Genomic DNA, 14749 nt, shown 5'->3' with positions numbered 1-14749 from the left:
CGTGGGAACCGGCCCGAAGCACGCCGGACAGCCATGGATAGGGGCGGTTAGGGCGGCAATGGGTTTCACGCTGGCAGTTGGCACATTCCTACAGCATTTGATCAACGGCCTGACCCTGGGCGCCATCTACGGACTGATCGCCATCGGCTACACCATGGTGTACGGCATCATCCGCATGATCAATTTCGCCCATGGCGAGATTTACATGATCGGCGCCTTCATCGCCGTCACCACCTTCACCTTGCTGCTGGGCGCGGGCGTCACCTCGGTGCCGCTGGCCCTGGTCATCGTGCTGGCCATCTCCTGCACCTTCACCGCCGCCTATGGCTGGACCATCGAGCGCGTGGCCTATCGCCCGCTGCGCACGGCGCCCAAGCTGGCGCCCTTCATTTCCGCCATCGGCATGTCCATCCTGCTGCAGAACTTCGTCATGCTGACCCAGGGCGCGCGGTCGAAGTCGCTGCCGCCGGTCATGACGGGCGGCGTCACCCTGTGGCACGACGGCGACTTCAGCCTGGGCCTGACCAATATCCAGATGTTCATCATCCTGCTGACCGTGGCGCTGATGGCCGGGTTCACCCTGGTCATCAACCGCACGGCGCTGGGCCGCGCCCAGCGGGCGTGTGAGCAGGACCGGACCATGGCGGCCCTGCTGGGCATCAACGTCGACCGCACCATCTCCCTCACCTTCGTGCTCGGGGCGGGGCTGGCGGCGGTGGCCGGCGTCATGGTCACGCTCTACTACGGCGTCATCGACTTCTACATCGGCTTCCTGGCCGGCATGAAGGCCTTCACCGCCGCCGTGCTGGGCGGCATCGGCAGCCTGCCGGGCGCCATGCTGGGCGGCCTGCTGATCGGCCTGATCGAGGCCTTCTTCTCCGGCTACGTCTCCAGCGCCTACAAGGACGTGGCGGCGTTCTCCATCCTGATCCTGGTGCTGGTGGTCCGCCCCTCGGGCCTGCTGGGCCGCCCTGACATCGAGAAGGTGTGAGGTCATGGCCGCACCCGCATCCCCGTCCACCGGCACCCCGATTCCCTTGGCCCATCGCCTGCGTGACGCCGGCGTCGCCGGTCTGGTCGCCATGGCGTTGGCCATCCCCTTCCTGGGCCTGCGCACCGTCAACCTGGACCAGGGCCTGGTGGTGCAGGCCAACCTGGCCTATGTGCCCCTGGCCGGCGTCCTCGTCTTCCTGGGCCGCCTGGTCCTGGGCCTCCTGGCGGATCCGCTGGCCAAAGCCACAGCCCCACTCACGGCGTGGCGCCCTCCGGCGGGCGCCCAGCGCCTGCGCCCCTGGGGCGGGCCGCTGCTGGTGCTGGCCGCCGCCGCCCTGCCCTTCCTGCCCTTCGCCAACCGCTATGTCATCGACCTGGGCACCACCGCGCTGATCTACATCCTGTTGGCGACGGGCCTGAACATCACGGTGGGCCTGGCAGGGCTGCTGGACCTGGGCTTCGCCGCCTTCTACGCCATCGGCGCCTACACCTGCGCTTTAACGACCACACAGTTGCACTGGGGCTTCTGGCCGGCGCTGGCGGCGGGCGGCTTGGCGTCCAGCCTGTTCGCGATCCTGCTGTCCCTGCCCATCCTGCGGCTGCGCGGCGACTATCTCGCCATCGTCACCCTGGGCTTTGGCGAGATCACCCGCATCGTCATCCTAAACTGGCAGGGCCTGACCGGCGGGCCCAACGGCGTGTCCGGCATCGCCCGGCCCACCCTGTTCGGCCTGACCTTCGACCGGCGGGCGCCCGAGGGCGGCCACACTTTCAGCGAGATCACCGGCATCGCCTACGCGCCGGAACACCGGCTGATCTTCCTCTACCTGCTGATCCTGGCATTGACCGCGCTGGCGGCCTACACCGTCGCCCGCCTGCGCCGCCTGCCCATCGGCCGCGCCTGGGAAGCCCTGCGTGAGGATGAGATCGCCTGCCGCTCCCTGGGCATCAACCCCACCATGGTGAAGGTTTCCGCCTATGCCACCGGCGCCCTGATGGGCGGGCTGGCGGGTTGCTTCTTCGCCGCCCGCCAAGGCTTCGTCAGCCCGGAAAGCTTCGGCTTCATGGAGTCGGCCACCATCCTGGCCATCGTCGTGCTGGGTGGCATGGGCAGCCAGGCGGGGGTGATCATCGCCGCCTTGTTCATCGTCGTGCTGCCGGAACTGGCGCGCGGCTTCGCCGACTACCGCATGCTGGCCTTCGGCCTGGCCATGATCCTGATCATGATCTGGAAGCCCGGCGGCCTGTTGGCCGGACGCCTGCCGACCATCCGGCTGTCCACCGCCAAGCCCAAGCCCGTGGCGGAGGCCGCGCCATGACGACTGAACCGCTTTTGGATGAGCCCCTTCTCGACGTCCGGGGCCTGACCATGCGTTTCGGCGGCCTGCTGGCCGTGGACGGCGTGGACCTGACGGCCGACCGCAACCGCATCACGGCATTGATCGGCCCCAACGGCGCCGGCAAAACCACCATCTTCAACTGCCTGACCGGGTTCTACAAACCAACGGCCGGCCGGCTGCTGCTGCGCCATCCGACCCGGGGGCCCATCGAGCTGCAAAAGCTGAAGGGTTATGGCGTCGCCCGCACGGGCGTGGTGCGCACCTTCCAGAACATCCGCCTGTTCCCCAGCATGACGGTGCTGGAAAACCTGCTGGTGGCCCAGCACCAGGCGCTGATGCCCAAGTCCGTCTTCTCCTTCGCCGGTCTGCTGAACCTGAAGGGCTGGCGCGCGGCGGAAGAGGCGGCGGTGGAAAATGCCCGCGACTGGCTGCGTCGGCTGGACCTGCTGGCCGTGGCGGACGAGGCGGCGGGCAACCTGTCCTACGGCATGCAACGCCGGGTGGAGATCGCCCGCGCCATGAGCACCAACCCGCTGCTGCTGTGCCTGGATGAGCCGGCGGCCGGCCTGAACCCGCGCGAGACGCGGGCGCTGGCCGAGCTGCTGGCCGGCATCCGCGCCGAACACGGCATCGGCATCCTGCTGATCGAACATGACATGGGCCTGGTCATGGACATTTCCGACCGCATCTTCGTCGTCGACCATGGCGCCCGCATCGCCGCCGGCACGCCCGCCGAAATCCGCAATGATGAACGGGTGATCAAGGCCTATCTGGGCGAACCCGACGCGGACGACACGACCGCCGGCGTGGGGGCCCACTGATGGCCGGCCCGCTGCTGCAACTGTCCGACGTCCACGCCAGCTATGGCCCGGTGCACGCCCTGCGCGGCGTCAACGTCACGGTGAACGAAGGGGAGATCGTCACCCTCATCGGCGCCAACGGGGCCGGCAAGTCCACCCTGCTGATGACCCTTTGCGGCAACCCCAGGCCCAGCCAGGGCCAGATCCTGTTCCAGGACAAAAGCCTGGTCGGCCTGCCCCCGCACCTGATCGCGGCGCAAGGCATCGCCCAGGTGCCAGAGGGGCGGCGCATCTTCCCGCGCATGACGGTGCTGGAAAACCTGCGGCTGGGCGCCACCCTGGCCGACCCCGCCCACTTCGCCGAGGATCTGGCCACCTGCTATGGCCTGTTCCCCATCCTGGAGAAGCGCCAGGCCCAGCGCGCCGGCACCCTGTCAGGCGGGGAGCAGCAGATGCTGGCCATCTCCCGCGCGCTGATGAGCCGGCCCCGGGTGCTGCTGCTGGACGAGCCCTCGCTGGGCCTCGCCCCCCTCATCATCCGCCAGATTTTCCAGGTCATCGAGCAGCTGAACCGGGAACGCGGCATGACCATCCTGCTGGTGGAGCAGAACGCCTACCACGCCCTGAAACTGGCCCATCGCGCCTATGTCCTGGCCTCGGGCGAGGTGGTGCTGACCGGCTCCGGCCGCGAGTTGCTGGCCAACGAACAGGTGCGCGCGGCCTATCTGGAGGGCGGGGCGCATTAGAGCGGAACGCGATCAGGTGTAGTCACCTGATCGTGTAAATCCGCTCTATCATGAACAGGTTATAGAGCGAGATGCGATCAAACATGATCGCATCTCGCTCTAATTACTGAAGCGCCTCGATCCCTTTGCGGCGAATGACATTGAGCAATGCCAGGACGGCGCCTTTGGCCTGCTTCGTCCCGCGTTCAAGCTGCGAGACATAGCCTGTCGTCAGGTTAAGATATTTGGCGAGCGCCGCCTGGCTAAGGTGCGCTTGTTCGCGCATCGCCCTGACCTCTTCTCCTGAGATAGGTTCCGCCATGGGCGAAGCGTTTGAGCCGAGGTGCCGCACCGTTATTTTGCGATAGGTGGCCTCATCCATGAGACCAAGGCGATGCTGGTCACCAGCCATTTCCAATAGCTCCTGAGCCAGCCGGTTAGGCGTCTTGGTCGTCATCCAGGATCTCCTGCAAATCCCCATTTTCCAGGGCATGCATGATTTTATCCACCGCCGCCGCGAGCCAGATGGCACCGATGGTGCGGAGGGTCTGCAACTCATCCTCCTCAATGTTTTCGCGGTCGTTCTTGGCGAATCCATAAAGGAATACGGCGCGGCCGGCGGCTCGGTAGGCGACAATCATCCGATACCCGCCCGACCGGCCCTGACCTGGTCGGGCGACCCGCTGCTTAATCAGGCCACCGCCTAAGTCGGCATCAATAATACCTCGCTCAGCCCGATCGATCGCTTCCCGTAAACCACCATCGGTCAACCGTTCACGGCGCGCGAATCGGGCCACGCCTTTCGTCTTGAAGACCCGCACATTCGCGATCCCAGTCTATGAACTATAGTTCATAGTGCCGTGGCCGCCAAATTATGCAAGCGTCAACTCCCCTATTCCGCCGCCTCGCCGGCTCCCTCACCCGCCGCCTTGGGCGCCCCACTGGCCGCGTCGAACTGCAAGGCCGCCAAGCGGGCGTAGAGGCCGCCCTGGCGGATCAGTTCCTCGTGCCGGCCGCTGGCGACGATCTTGCCCTTGTCCAGGACGATGATGCGGTCAGCGTTCAGCACGGTGGCCAGGCGATGGGCGATGATGAGGGTGGTGCGGTCCTTCATCAGGGTTTCCAGGGCCAGTTGCACCCCGCGCTCGCTCTCCGCGTCCAGGGCGGAAGTCGCCTCGTCCAGCAGCAGGATCTTAGGATTGCGCAGGATGGCGCGGGCGATGGCGATGCGCTGACGCTGGCCGCCAGAGAGGCGCACGCCCTTCTCTCCCAGATAGGTGCCCAGGCCTTCGGGCAGGGCTTCCAGGAAGTCCAGCGCGTGCGCGGCGCGGGCGGCGGCGCGCACCTCCTCATCCGTGGCGTCGGGGCGACCGTAGCGGATGTTCTCCCACGCGTTGGTGGAGAAGATCACCGCCTCCTGCGGGACGATGCCGAGGCGGGCGCGCACGTCCCCCGGGGTGGCCGTGCGCACGTCCACGCCGTCCACCAGCACGCGGCCTTCCCGCGGGTCATAGAAGCGCAGCAGCAGTTGGAACAGGGTGGTCTTGCCGGCGCCGCTGGGGCCGACGATGGCGACCGTCTCGCCCGGCGCCACCGTCAGGTCCAGGCCTTCCAACGCGGCATGGTCGGGCCGGGCCGGATAATGGAAGCGCACATCCTCGAACGCCACGGTGCCGATGGCCGGGGTGGGCAGCGCCACCGGGTTGGCCGGGGCCACGATGTCGGACTTGGTGTCCAGCAGGTCCACCAGCCGCTCCATGGCGCCGGCGGCGCGCTGCAATTCGCCCGTGACCTCGGAGATGGCGCCGACAGCGCCGGCCACCAGCACGGAATAGAAGATGAAGGCGGAGAGCTGGCCGGCGGAGATGCGACCGGCCAGCACGTCGTGCCCGCCGATCCACAGGATGACGCCGATGGCCCCCATGACCAGGGAGATGATGATCATGGCCATCAATGCCCGCACGCGGATGCGGCGCACGGCGGTGATGAAGGCATCTTCCACCCGGGCACCGAACCGCGCCGTCTCGATGGCCTCATGCCCGAAAGCCTGCACGATGCGGATGCCGCCCAGCGTCTCATCAACCTGGGCGCCCACGTCGGCCACGCGATCCTGGCTGTCCTTGCTCAGCTTACGCAAGGAGCGGCCCAGGATGACGATGGGCAGCACCACCAGGGGCACGACGATCAACACCAGCGCCGTCAGCTTGGCGCTGGTGATGGCCAGCATGATCAGCCCGCCCAGCAGCATCAGGGAGTTGCGCAAGGCGATGGAGATCGTGGACCCCACCACCGTCTGCAACAGCGTCGTGTCCGTGGTCAGGCGGGACAGCACCTCACCCGTGCGGGTCGATTCGAAAAATCCGGGCGACAAGGTCACCAGATGGTCGAAAACCGCCCGGCGGATGTCGGCCACCACCCGTTCCCCCACCCAGGAAACCAGGGAGAAGCGCACATAGGTGGACCCCGCCAGCACCAGGATGACGCCCAGCATGACCAGCAGCGCATGGTCCAGCAGGTGCGGGTTGCTGGTGACGAAGCCCTGGTCCACCACCGCCTGGAGCCCGCGGCCCATGCCGATGGTGGTGGCCGCCGCCAACAGCAGGGCGATACCCGCCCCCACCGAGTGCCAGACATAGGGCCGCACGAAGGGCAGCAGAAAGGCCAGGGGGCGCAACGACTTGCGGGCGGGCGGGGTGGACGGGCTGGCGTCGGTCACCGGCGATGTTCCCAATCTGTATCAAGCGGCATGCGCGGTCGCCCCCATCATTCAACGGTCCTGAACAATCAGCTTGGCCCCGCGCGCGTGATGGCTTAGGTAATGCCTGGAGCGCCGTGGGGCAACCACCGCCAGACCGTTCCTCCACCACCCTGTGGCGCAGCCATGCGTGGCTGTGACGCCTGCGCGCGCAAGAAGCGCGTGATCGGGTGTTGATCCCGGGGACGGTTTTGGCTATAAGCCCGGCTTCGCATTTCGAGATTTTTGTTTTGGGACTTGGGCGATCATGAAAGCTGACATTCACCCGGACTACCATGAGATCACCGTCGTCATGACCGACGGCACCTCGTTCAAGACCCGGAGCACCATGGGCAAGGCCGGCGACACGCTGCGCCTGGACATCGACCCGAAGTCGCACCCGGCGTGGACGGGCGTGCAGAAGCTGGTCGACACTGGCGGCCAGATCGCCAAGTTCAACCGCCGCTTCTCGGGCCTGGGCCTGAAGTAAGCCGCGGGCGGCCACGCCGCACGCCGCTCACGCTTTCAAAAAAGAGCGTCCCATCCGGGGCGCTCTTTTTTGCTGCCCGCATGCCGCACGTCAAGGCCCTGCCCTTCTTTATTCAAGGGCGCCCAGGCCTGCGGCCGCGGGCCCCGCAGGTTTGCGAGGAGCGAGGGTGGATTGGAGATCGAGGATGAGGCAAGGCCCCGGAAAGGGCCGCCCGCCGTCTGAGGGCACGAAAGCGATTAGAGCGGAACGCGATCAGACATGATCGCCTCTCGCTCTAAGCCACGCTGCGCCGGTATTGGTCTTCCAGGCGCTCCGCCCGCATGTAGAGGCTGTGGCTGCGTTGCAGCAGCGAGCGCAGGCCGGCGGGCAGCTCGCCATTATCGGGGCCCGAAGGATCGCTGCAGATGGCGCCGCCCGACAGCGCGAACTGGTCGCCCAGAACCTGATCGGCCGTCAATTCGTGGGCATGCACCGCCTTGAGGGCCAGCAGCCAAGCCATCACCTGGGTCAGGCGGCTGGTGACGCGCAGTGATTCGTAGCTGACCTGCAGGCGAATCTGGGGCGGAAGGCCCCGCTGGTCCTTGGCTTCCTGAAAGGCGACGTAGTTCCGCGCCTCGACCAGGAGGGCCATCGTCTCCTCGTACGTCCGATCAAAAAAGGCATTGGACTCGAGCAACGACGTCCCTTTCTCCGGGCTGGTCCTGGATACCGCATGGGAGATTCCCACCGGCATAACCCGGGCACGGACGTTGACTGTAGGGCCGAATCGATCCGCCCCGCAATACACGCCGGCCCATGATCACCTTCTGGTCACAGGGCTTGCGGATCCAGGGTGCCGCGAAAGGCTTAAATCTTTGGAAAGAGCCTGGGGGATTTTGGCCGGGGATTTGAACAAATACCCCGCAGCGGCGGACCGGCCGCCCCCCTATTGAAATCCGGCGCGGGCGTTCACAGATGAAAGATCGTCGGCGGGAATGCCCTGGAGGGGTTCCTGGAGCCGGCATGAAACTCCACCCGCCGGGACGGCCATGATGGCGCCCAGGGGCTGGGGTGATCGCTCTACCGGAGGATTATCATGCGCAGTTACGACCTGTCCCCGCTGTTCCGTTCCACCGTCGGTTTCGACCGCCTGACCCGCCTGATGGAGTCGGCGCTGAAGACCGAGGACCAGGGCACCGCCTATCCGCCCTACAACATCGAAAAGCGGGGCGATGATGACTACCGCATCACCATGGCGGTCGCCGGCTTCGGCCAGGAAGAGATCGACATCGTGACGCAGGAGAACGCGCTGACGGTGATCGGCAAGTCCCGCAAGGACGAGTCGTCGGCCCAGCAGGCGCAGTACCTGCACCGGGGCATCGCCGGCCGCGCCTTCGAGCGTCGCTTCCAGTTGGCGGAGCATATCCGGGTGACCGGCGCGACGCTGGAAAACGGCCTGCTGCACATCGACCTGGTGCGGGAGGTGCCGGAGACGGCCAAGCCGCGCCACATCCCGATCACCAACCTCAGCCAGGCCACGACCGCGCTGCCCACCGGCCAGGTCGCGAATTAAAGCAGAGGGCAAGTGACCGAAGGGGCCGGGCGGGCAACGCCTGGCCCCACCCCTTGGTGGCAAGCAGACGCCAAAAATGGAAAGGGCCGCAGCATTTGCGCTGCGGCCTCTTTCACACTCCCAGTGGCGCCGTTTTTCCGGCTGCCGATTTTGCCCGCCCGTTCAACCCGTACCAAACTTCGAAACGGACGGTATGCAGGGCACGCGGGCCAGTCAACCCACTTTGGCAACAAAGACCGCAGATCAGTCAACGCACCGTCACAATTTTGCCACATCGGGGTTACCCCGAAGCGACAGATCGGCGCGGATATCCTATTGTTTCTCCTATCGTTTTCGCCCAAATCCGGCTTCGGAAAGAGCCTGCCCGATCTCCTCCAAAATTGCGGGGTCGTCGATGGTGGCCGGCATGGCCCACGCCTCCTGATCGGCGATCTTCTGCATGGTCGCCCTTAGGATTTTGCCGGACCGGGTCTTGGGCAGGCGGTCCACCACCAGGGCTTGGCGGAAAGCGGCGACGGGCCCGATGATTTCGCGCACCCGCTGGACCACCTCGGCCACAATGGTGTCGTGCGACCGCGTCACCCCGGCCTTCAGCACCAGGAAGCCCAAGGGCAATTGCCCCTTCAGGGTGTCGTGCACACCGATGACGGCGCACTCCGCCACGTCGGGATGGCCCGCCAGCACCTCTTCCATGGCACCGGTGGACAGGCGGTGGCCGGCGACGTTGATGATATCGTCGGTGCGCGCCATGATGAACAGGTAGCCGTCCTCGTCCAGGTAGCCGGCGTCGGAGGTCTGGTAGAAGCCCGGATATTCCGCCAGATAGCTGCGGATGAAGCGCTCCTCCGCGTTCCACAAGGTGGGCAGCGCCCCCGGGGGCAGCGGCAGGCGCATGGTGACAGCCCCCAGCGTGCCGGGTGGCACCTCATGCCCCTGGGCGTCCAGGACCCTCACATCCCAGCCCGGCAGGGGCTTGCAGACGGAGCCGTGCTTGACCGGCATCAGCCCCAGCCCGACGGGATTACCCGCCACCGGCCAGCCCGTTTCCGTCTGCCACCAGTTGTCGATGACCGGCACCTTCAGGTGGGTTTCAGCCCAGCGTAGGGTGTCACTGTCCGACCGCTCCCCCGCCAGATAGAGCTGGCGGAAATGGCTGAGGTCGAAATTCTTGAGCAGCAGCCCGTCCGGGTCCTCGCGCTTGATGGCGCGGAAGGCGGTGGGGGCGGTGAACAGCATGCTGACCTTGTGCTGGCTGATCACCCGCCAGTAGGCGCTGGCATCCGGGGTGCCCACGGGCTTACCCTCATACAGCACGGTGGTGGCGCCGTGCAGCAGCGGGGCATAGACGATGTAGCTGTGGCCCACCACCCAGCCGACGTCGCTGGCGGCCCAGAACACCTCCCCGGGCTTCAAGCCGTAGAAATGCTCCATGGTCCATTTCAGCGCCACGGCGTGGCCGCCATTGTCGCGCACCACGCCCTTGGGCTGGCCCGTGGTGCCGGAGGTGTAGAGGATGTACAGCGGGTCGGTGGCGGCCACCGGCACGCAATCGTGCGGCGTGGCCCCCTCTATCTCCGCCCAGTCGATGTCGCGGCCCGGCACCAGCGATGCGGTTTCCTGCGGCCGCTGCAGGATGATGCAGCGGTCGGGCTTGTGCGTCGCCTGCTCGATGGCGCTGTCCAGCAGGGGCTTGTAGGGGATGATTCGGGCGCCCTCGATCCCGCAGGAGGCGGAGACGACCACCTTGGGCTTGGCGTCGTCCAGGCGGGTGGCCAACTCGCGCGCCGCGAATCCACCGAAGACGACGGAATGGATGGCGCCCAGCCGGGCGCAGGCCAGCATGGCGACGACCGCCTCGGCCACCATGGGCATGTAGAGGATGACCCGGTCGCCCTTCCCCACCCCCTGCGCCGCCAGCAGGCCGGCGAAGCGGGCCGTCAGGTCCAACAGTTCCCGATAGGTGTAGGTCGCGACGGTGCTGGTGATGGGCCGGTCATGGATCAGCGCCACCTGCTCGCCCCGGCCCGCCGCCACATGGCGGTCCAGCGCATTCCAGCAGGTGTTCAGCTGGCCGCCGGTGAACCAGCGGAACAGGGGGGCCCGGCTGTCGTCCAGCACCTGGTCCCAGGGGCGGATCCAGTCGATGGCTCGCGCCGCCTCCGCCCAGAAACCCTCGGGGTCGTCCAGGGACCGGTTGTATTCATCCGCGTAGCGTCCGCTCATCCGCGCATCCCCCCTTGGACCCGCCGCACGGGTCCCTTTCTTACTTGATGCCCTGATCGTCGCAGGCCGGCGGGACGGCGGCCTTGAGCCAGATCAACGGCGCCCGATCATCCTACCGGGTCGCCCGCCGCCGCCAAGCCCGAACCGCCCGCCCCACCCGTCAGGAGAGGGCAACACCGATTCAGGCGCCGGGGCGCACGCACCCGCCATAGGCGCCGACACGAAAGGGGAAGAAGGCCGGCTCGCCCGACCGCCGGTCAGATGATGGCGCGGCCGGCGGCGAAACTGCTTTCCCGCCCCACCTGGTCATAGCAGCGGACCAGCCAGTCGTCCGCCGCGGCCCGGCCCATGTCGCGCAACTCCGTCAGGAAACCCCAGTCGGCGTTCAGCTTGCTGGAGACGCCCAGGTCCGCCATGCCCGCCCCCGGTTCCACCAGGTGCAGGAACACGGGGCGCACGCCGGCCTCCGCCGGGTCGATGCCGTGGTCGGCGCACAGGCGGTTCACCAGCTCCAGCGACTTCAGTTCCCGCAGCAAGGTGGCGTTGAAGCCGATCTCGCTCATGCGGTCCACGATGGCGCTGGGTGCCGTGGGCACGGTGGGCCGCTGCAGCGGCGTCACCTGGACCACCAGGATGTCGGTGGCGCGGCAGTCGTGCAGCAGGGGATGGAGCGTGGGGTTGCCCATGTAGCCCCCATCCCAATACGGCTCACCCTCGATTTCCACCGCCTGGAACAGGATGGGCACGCAGGCGGAGGCCAGCAGGGCGTCCATCGACAGGTCCTGGCCCTTGAACACCCGCAATTGCCCGCGATTGACGTTGGTGGCGCTGACGAACAGGCGCACGGTTTCGGACCGGCGCAGCACGTCGAAATCGATCAGCCCCTCCAGCACGTCGCGCATGGGGTTCAGCCCCAGCGGATTGAACTGGTAGGGCGACATCATGCGCACCATGAGATCCAGCCCGGCATAAACCGGGGAGTGGTCCAGGTTGCGGCGGGCCCCGCCCGTCATCCAATCCAGCCAGGTGGGCTGCAAGGGGCCGGTGGCCGAACTTTTGGCCATGCGGCGCCAGAGACGGTGCAGCAGGCCCCGCGCCTCCTCCGCCCCGCCGGTCAGCAGACCATAGGCCAGCAAGGCGCCGTTGACGGCGCCGGCGCTGGTGCCGCTGATACCCTCGACATCCAGGCGGCCATCCTCCAACAAGCGGTCCAGGACGCCCCAGGTGAAGGCGCCGTGGGAGCCACCGCCCTGAAGCGCCAGGTTGACGGTGCGCCGGGCCGGGGCCGTTGCCCCCGGGGACGCCGCCGGCACCGGCGACACCGGTGTCGCCCGACGCCGCCGTCCCTTGGTCGCATTACCCGCAGAACCGTCCATACCGTCCCAACCTTCGAAGAAAAGCGCCCTCGCGGTGAAGGCGAATCACAGAATTCGCCGGCCCCGCAGGCACAACATGGTTAACAACCGCCGGGGCTTGTCGAAAAAGTCCAGCCCATTTCGCGGATAATTCATACCCCGCCCTATCAAGCGGAACAAACCCGTCTTGAACAATGCTGATGCTGGGTTAAGGTTAGGTTAGTGACTTGGGATGCAGGGCGCGTACAAACCGCCATTGTCGATGGACGCGCCCCGTCCGGGCATCATGACGAGGGGAAGACGACCGTGGGTGACGTGGTCAACCTGAACCGGTTTCGTAAGCAAAAAGCCAAGGAGGAGCGGGCGGCCAAGGCGGCCGAGAATCGCGTCGTCCATGGCCGCACCAAGGCGGAACGCACGGCGGAGCAACAGCGCCAGGACCGGCAAGCGGCCGACCTGGACGGCAAGCATCTGGACCCTGACGACGAGGCGTGACGCACGTCCGTTTCCGGCCGCCTCAGCGCGGACGGTTCACATGCCCCATCTTGCGGCCGGGCCGCGCCTCCGCCTTGCCGTAGAGATGCAGGCGGGCGCCCGGTTCGGCCAGCAAGGCGTGCCACTGATCCGCGTCGTCGCCGATCAGGTTCTTCATCATGCAGGGGGCCAGGATGTCGGTGGCGCCCAGGGGCAGGCCACAGACGGCGCGCACCAGTTGTTCGAACTGGCTGGTCGCGCAGAAATCCATGGTCCAGTGGCCGGAGTTGTGCGGCCGGGGCGCCATCTCGTTCACCAGCACCCGCCCGTCCGGCGTCACGAACATCTCCACCGCCAGCAGACCGACAACGCCCAGCGCCTCGGTCAGGGTCCGGGCGATGCGCGTGGCCTCATCCGCCACGGCCGGTGGCACCGCCGCCGGCACCAGGGTTTCGTCCAGGATGCCCTTGGCGTGGCGGTTTTCCACCACCGGGAAGGCGGCCATGGCGCCATCGGCCCGGCGGGCCACGATGACGGAAACCTCGCAGGCGAAGGTCACGAAGCCTTCCAGCACGGCGGCATCGGTGCGCAACGACTCCCAGGCGGCGGCCAGGTCGCTGTCGGGGGCCAGGCGCACCTGGCCCTTGCCATCATAGCCCATGCGGGTGGACTTGAGGATGGAGGGGGTGCCGAGGTCGGCCACGGCGGCGCGCAGGGACTCGACGTCGCTCACCGCGCGGAAGGGGGCGGTGCCGATGCCCAGCTTATTGGCGAAGGTCTTTTCCGCCACCCGGTCCTGGGCCACGGCCAGGACGCCCGAGCCCGGGACGGTGGGTACGCGGGCGGCCAGGAAATCGATGGTGGCGGTGGGAATGTTCTCCCACTCCAGCGTCACCACGTCGACGGCGCGCGCGAAGGCCTCCAGCGCCGCCCAGTCGTCGAACGCGGCCAGGGTTTCGGCCGACGCCACCTGGGCGCAGGGGCTATCCTGATCCGGTCCGAAGACGTGGACGCGATAGCCCAGGTTGGCGGCGGCCAGGGCCGTCATGCGGCCCAGCTGGCCGTTACCCAGCATGCCGATGGTCGAACCGGGGGGCACGACGGTAAGCGTGTTCTTGCTCATGCCTCGTCCTGCGGCTCCAGGGCCACACGCTCCGTCTGGGCGGCGCGCCAGGCGTCCAGCGCGTCGGCCAGGCGCTTGTCGGACAGGGCCAGGACGGCGGCGGCCAGCAGGGCCGCGTTGATGGCGCCGGCCTTGCCAATGGCCAGGGTGCCCACGGGGATACCGCCCGGCATCTGCGCGATGGACAGCAGACTGTCCATGCCCTTCAGCGCGTGGCTTTCCACCGGCACGCCGAACACGGGCAGCGGGGTCATGGCGGCCGCCATGCCCGGCAGGTGGGCGGCACCGCCGGCACCGGCGACGATGACCTTCAGGCCGCGGTCGCGGGCGGTGGTGGCGTAATCGACCAGACGATGGGGGGTGCGGTGGGCGGAAACGATGCGCGTCTCAAAGGGCACGCCCAGCTCTTCCAGGACGGCGGCGCCGTGACGCATGGTCGCCCAGTCGGACTGGCTGCCCATGATAATACCGACTAGCGGCGCGCTTTCAGGCTTCTGGCTCACCGGTGATGCTCCCCCGCAGGCCTGGAACGGGCTGGGTTCAGCCGGTGCCACGACCTTGCTCAGCGAGCGGGTTCACGCATCACGGCGACTCCGCCTTGACGCGCCCCGCTCTAAAAAGAAGCGCCGGATTATAGGAGCGGGCGGCGACCGCGCAAGTGCCGGCGCCGCATGCCCGCCACGCCCGGGTGGGGGCCATCCGAGGTGGTAGATGACATCAAGCGATGATGTCGGGCAGCAATTCGCTTTCCAGCCGCGCGATCAAGTCCTTCAGCAGCAACTTGCGCTTCTTCAGCCGCTGAATCTGCAACTGATCCACCGGGAACTGGCTTGTGAGCCGGGTGATGATGTCGTCGAGGTCACGATGCTCCACCCGAAGCGTCGCCAGCTTCTCCTTCAGGGTGTGTTGTTCAGTCATCCGTGCCTTTTAGCGTTCGCTG

At 67.1% G+C, this 14749-nt stretch carries 16 protein-coding genes; 7 read left to right on the top strand and 9 right to left on the bottom strand.

Annotation, left to right across the window (positions count from 1 at the left end):
* Positions 1–58 precede the first annotated feature (58 nt).
* From ULB03_RS10300 to ULB03_RS10285, 4 genes are read left to right on the top strand one after another with little or no spacing between them, the layout of a single operon-like run.
* Complete coding sequence (locus tag ULB03_RS10300) at positions 59–991, top strand: ABC transporter permease subunit (RefSeq protein ID WP_004273582.1); 933 nt, start codon at positions 59–61, stop codon at positions 989–991.
* 4 nt (positions 992–995) lie between these two features.
* Positions 996–2312: a high-affinity branched-chain amino acid ABC transporter permease LivM gene (gene livM, locus ULB03_RS10295; RefSeq protein WP_322483053.1), complete on the top strand. Its 1317-nt coding sequence runs from the start codon at positions 996–998 to the stop codon at positions 2310–2312.
* A complete protein-coding gene (livG, locus tag ULB03_RS10290) occupies positions 2309–3154 on the top strand; it encodes a high-affinity branched-chain amino acid ABC transporter ATP-binding protein LivG (RefSeq protein WP_322483052.1) in 846 nt (281 codons plus the stop codon). The genes livM and livG overlap by 4 nt, the downstream gene beginning before the upstream one ends.
* Positions 3154–3879, top strand: a complete 726-nt coding sequence (locus ULB03_RS10285) for an ABC transporter ATP-binding protein (RefSeq protein WP_145729574.1) — start codon at positions 3154–3156, stop codon at positions 3877–3879. Before livG ends, ULB03_RS10285 begins: the two co-directional genes overlap by 1 nt.
* 103 nt (positions 3880–3982) lie before the next feature.
* On the opposite strand, the gene ULB03_RS10280 is transcribed toward ULB03_RS10285, so the two are convergent.
* The 3 genes from ULB03_RS10280 to ULB03_RS10270 all read right to left on the bottom strand — a co-directional run bounded on the left by ULB03_RS10280 (position 3983) and on the right by ULB03_RS10270 (position 6574).
* Entirely contained in the window at positions 3983–4315 is a 333-nt protein-coding gene (locus tag ULB03_RS10280; protein ID WP_322483051.1) for a helix-turn-helix domain-containing protein, read from the bottom strand.
* Entirely contained in the window at positions 4296–4679 is a 384-nt protein-coding gene (locus tag ULB03_RS10275) for a type II toxin-antitoxin system RelE/ParE family toxin (protein WP_322483050.1), read from the bottom strand. Before ULB03_RS10275 ends, ULB03_RS10280 begins: the two co-directional genes overlap by 20 nt.
* 71 nt (positions 4680–4750) lie before the next feature.
* Positions 4751–6574: an ABC transporter transmembrane domain-containing protein gene (locus ULB03_RS10270; protein ID WP_322483049.1), complete on the bottom strand. Its 1824-nt coding sequence runs from the start codon at positions 6572–6574 to the stop codon at positions 4751–4753.
* A 286-nt stretch (positions 6575–6860) separates the two neighbouring features.
* Here ULB03_RS10270 and rpmE point away from each other — a divergent pair, with 286 nt between their 5' ends.
* A complete protein-coding gene (gene rpmE / locus ULB03_RS10265; protein ID WP_040848326.1) occupies positions 6861–7082 on the top strand; it encodes a 50S ribosomal protein L31 in 222 nt (73 codons plus the stop codon).
* A gap of 274 nt (positions 7083–7356) precedes the next feature.
* On the opposite strand, the gene ULB03_RS10260 is transcribed toward rpmE, so the two are convergent.
* Positions 7357–7815, bottom strand: coding sequence for a DUF1465 family protein (locus ULB03_RS10260; protein ID WP_322483048.1), 459 nt, complete (start codon positions 7813–7815; stop codon positions 7357–7359).
* 342 nt (positions 7816–8157) lie between these two features.
* Between ULB03_RS10260 and ULB03_RS10255 the strand changes: the two genes are divergently transcribed.
* Positions 8158–8634, top strand: a complete 477-nt coding sequence (locus ULB03_RS10255) for an Hsp20 family protein (protein ID WP_322483047.1) — start codon at positions 8158–8160, stop codon at positions 8632–8634.
* Between the two features lie 324 nt (positions 8635–8958).
* On the opposite strand, the gene ULB03_RS10250 is transcribed toward ULB03_RS10255, so the two are convergent.
* Both ULB03_RS10250 and ULB03_RS10245 read right to left on the bottom strand, forming a co-directional pair.
* Positions 8959–10857 carry a propionyl-CoA synthetase gene (locus ULB03_RS10250; protein ID WP_322483046.1) on the bottom strand — a complete coding sequence of 633 codons (1899 nt, stop codon included), beginning with the start codon at positions 10855–10857 and terminating at the stop codon, positions 8959–8961.
* 257 nt (positions 10858–11114) lie between these two features.
* Positions 11115–12233, bottom strand: a complete 1119-nt coding sequence (locus ULB03_RS10245; RefSeq protein WP_322483045.1) for a patatin-like phospholipase family protein — start codon at positions 12231–12233, stop codon at positions 11115–11117.
* A gap of 285 nt (positions 12234–12518) precedes the next feature.
* On the opposite strand from ULB03_RS10245, the gene ULB03_RS10240 reads away from it, so the two are divergent.
* Complete coding sequence (locus ULB03_RS10240) at positions 12519–12707, top strand: DUF4169 family protein (protein WP_322483044.1); 189 nt, start codon at positions 12519–12521, stop codon at positions 12705–12707.
* A 22-nt stretch (positions 12708–12729) separates the two neighbouring features.
* Here ULB03_RS10240 and ULB03_RS10235 read toward each other — a convergent pair whose 3' ends face one another.
* The 3 genes from ULB03_RS10235 to ULB03_RS10225 all read right to left on the bottom strand — a co-directional run bounded on the left by ULB03_RS10235 (position 12730) and on the right by ULB03_RS10225 (position 14727).
* Positions 12730–13809, bottom strand: coding sequence for a 5-(carboxyamino)imidazole ribonucleotide synthase (locus ULB03_RS10235; protein ID WP_322483043.1), 1080 nt, complete (start codon positions 13807–13809; stop codon positions 12730–12732).
* On the bottom strand, positions 13806–14270 hold the full coding sequence (gene purE / locus ULB03_RS10230; protein ID WP_322483814.1) for a 5-(carboxyamino)imidazole ribonucleotide mutase: 465 nt from the start codon (positions 14268–14270) through the stop codon (positions 13806–13808). The genes ULB03_RS10235 and purE overlap by 4 nt, the downstream gene beginning before the upstream one ends.
* A gap of 256 nt (positions 14271–14526) precedes the next feature.
* On the bottom strand, positions 14527–14727 hold the full coding sequence (locus ULB03_RS10225; RefSeq protein WP_145729585.1) for a YdcH family protein: 201 nt from the start codon (positions 14725–14727) through the stop codon (positions 14527–14529).
* Between the last annotated feature and the right edge of the window lie 22 nt (positions 14728–14749).

The sequence above is a fragment of the Nitrospirillum goiasense genome, assembly GCF_034427435.1.
In the GTDB taxonomy this organism is placed as follows: Bacteria; Pseudomonadota; Alphaproteobacteria; order Azospirillales; family Azospirillaceae; genus Nitrospirillum.
Note: the sequence above shows the minus strand (reverse complement) of the source record. Positions and strands in the feature narration are given on the sequence as shown.

Bases quoted from the DNA above. Each gene is read 5' to 3' on its own strand.
- ULB03_RS10255 (WP_322483047.1), top strand. From the start codon at position 8,158: ATGCGCAGTTACGACCTGTCCCCGCTGTTCCGTTCCACCGTCGGTTTC.
- ULB03_RS10245 (WP_322483045.1), bottom strand. From the start codon at position 12,233: ATGGACGGTTCTGCGGGTAATGCGACCAAGGGACGGCGGCGTCGGGCG.
- purE (WP_322483814.1), bottom strand. From the start codon at position 14,270: ATGGGCAGCCAGTCCGACTGGGCGACCATGCGTCACGGCGCCGCCGTC.
- ULB03_RS10280 (WP_322483051.1), bottom strand. From the start codon at position 4,315: ATGACGACCAAGACGCCTAACCGGCTGGCTCAGGAGCTATTGGAAATG.
- ULB03_RS10250 (WP_322483046.1), bottom strand. From the start codon at position 10,857: ATGAGCGGACGCTACGCGGATGAATACAACCGGTCCCTGGACGACCCC.
- ULB03_RS10235 (WP_322483043.1), bottom strand. From the start codon at position 13,809: ATGAGCAAGAACACGCTTACCGTCGTGCCCCCCGGTTCGACCATCGGC.
- rpmE (WP_040848326.1), top strand. From the start codon at position 6,861: ATGAAAGCTGACATTCACCCGGACTACCATGAGATCACCGTCGTCATG.
- livM (WP_322483053.1), top strand. From the start codon at position 996: ATGGCCGCACCCGCATCCCCGTCCACCGGCACCCCGATTCCCTTGGCC.
- ULB03_RS10300 (WP_004273582.1), top strand. From the start codon at position 59: ATGGGTTTCACGCTGGCAGTTGGCACATTCCTACAGCATTTGATCAAC.
- ULB03_RS10260 (WP_322483048.1), bottom strand. From the start codon at position 7,815: ATGCCGGTGGGAATCTCCCATGCGGTATCCAGGACCAGCCCGGAGAAA.
- ULB03_RS10285 (WP_145729574.1), top strand. From the start codon at position 3,154: ATGGCCGGCCCGCTGCTGCAACTGTCCGACGTCCACGCCAGCTATGGC.
- ULB03_RS10225 (WP_145729585.1), bottom strand. From the start codon at position 14,727: ATGACTGAACAACACACCCTGAAGGAGAAGCTGGCGACGCTTCGGGTG.
- livG (WP_322483052.1), top strand. From the start codon at position 2,309: ATGACGACTGAACCGCTTTTGGATGAGCCCCTTCTCGACGTCCGGGGC.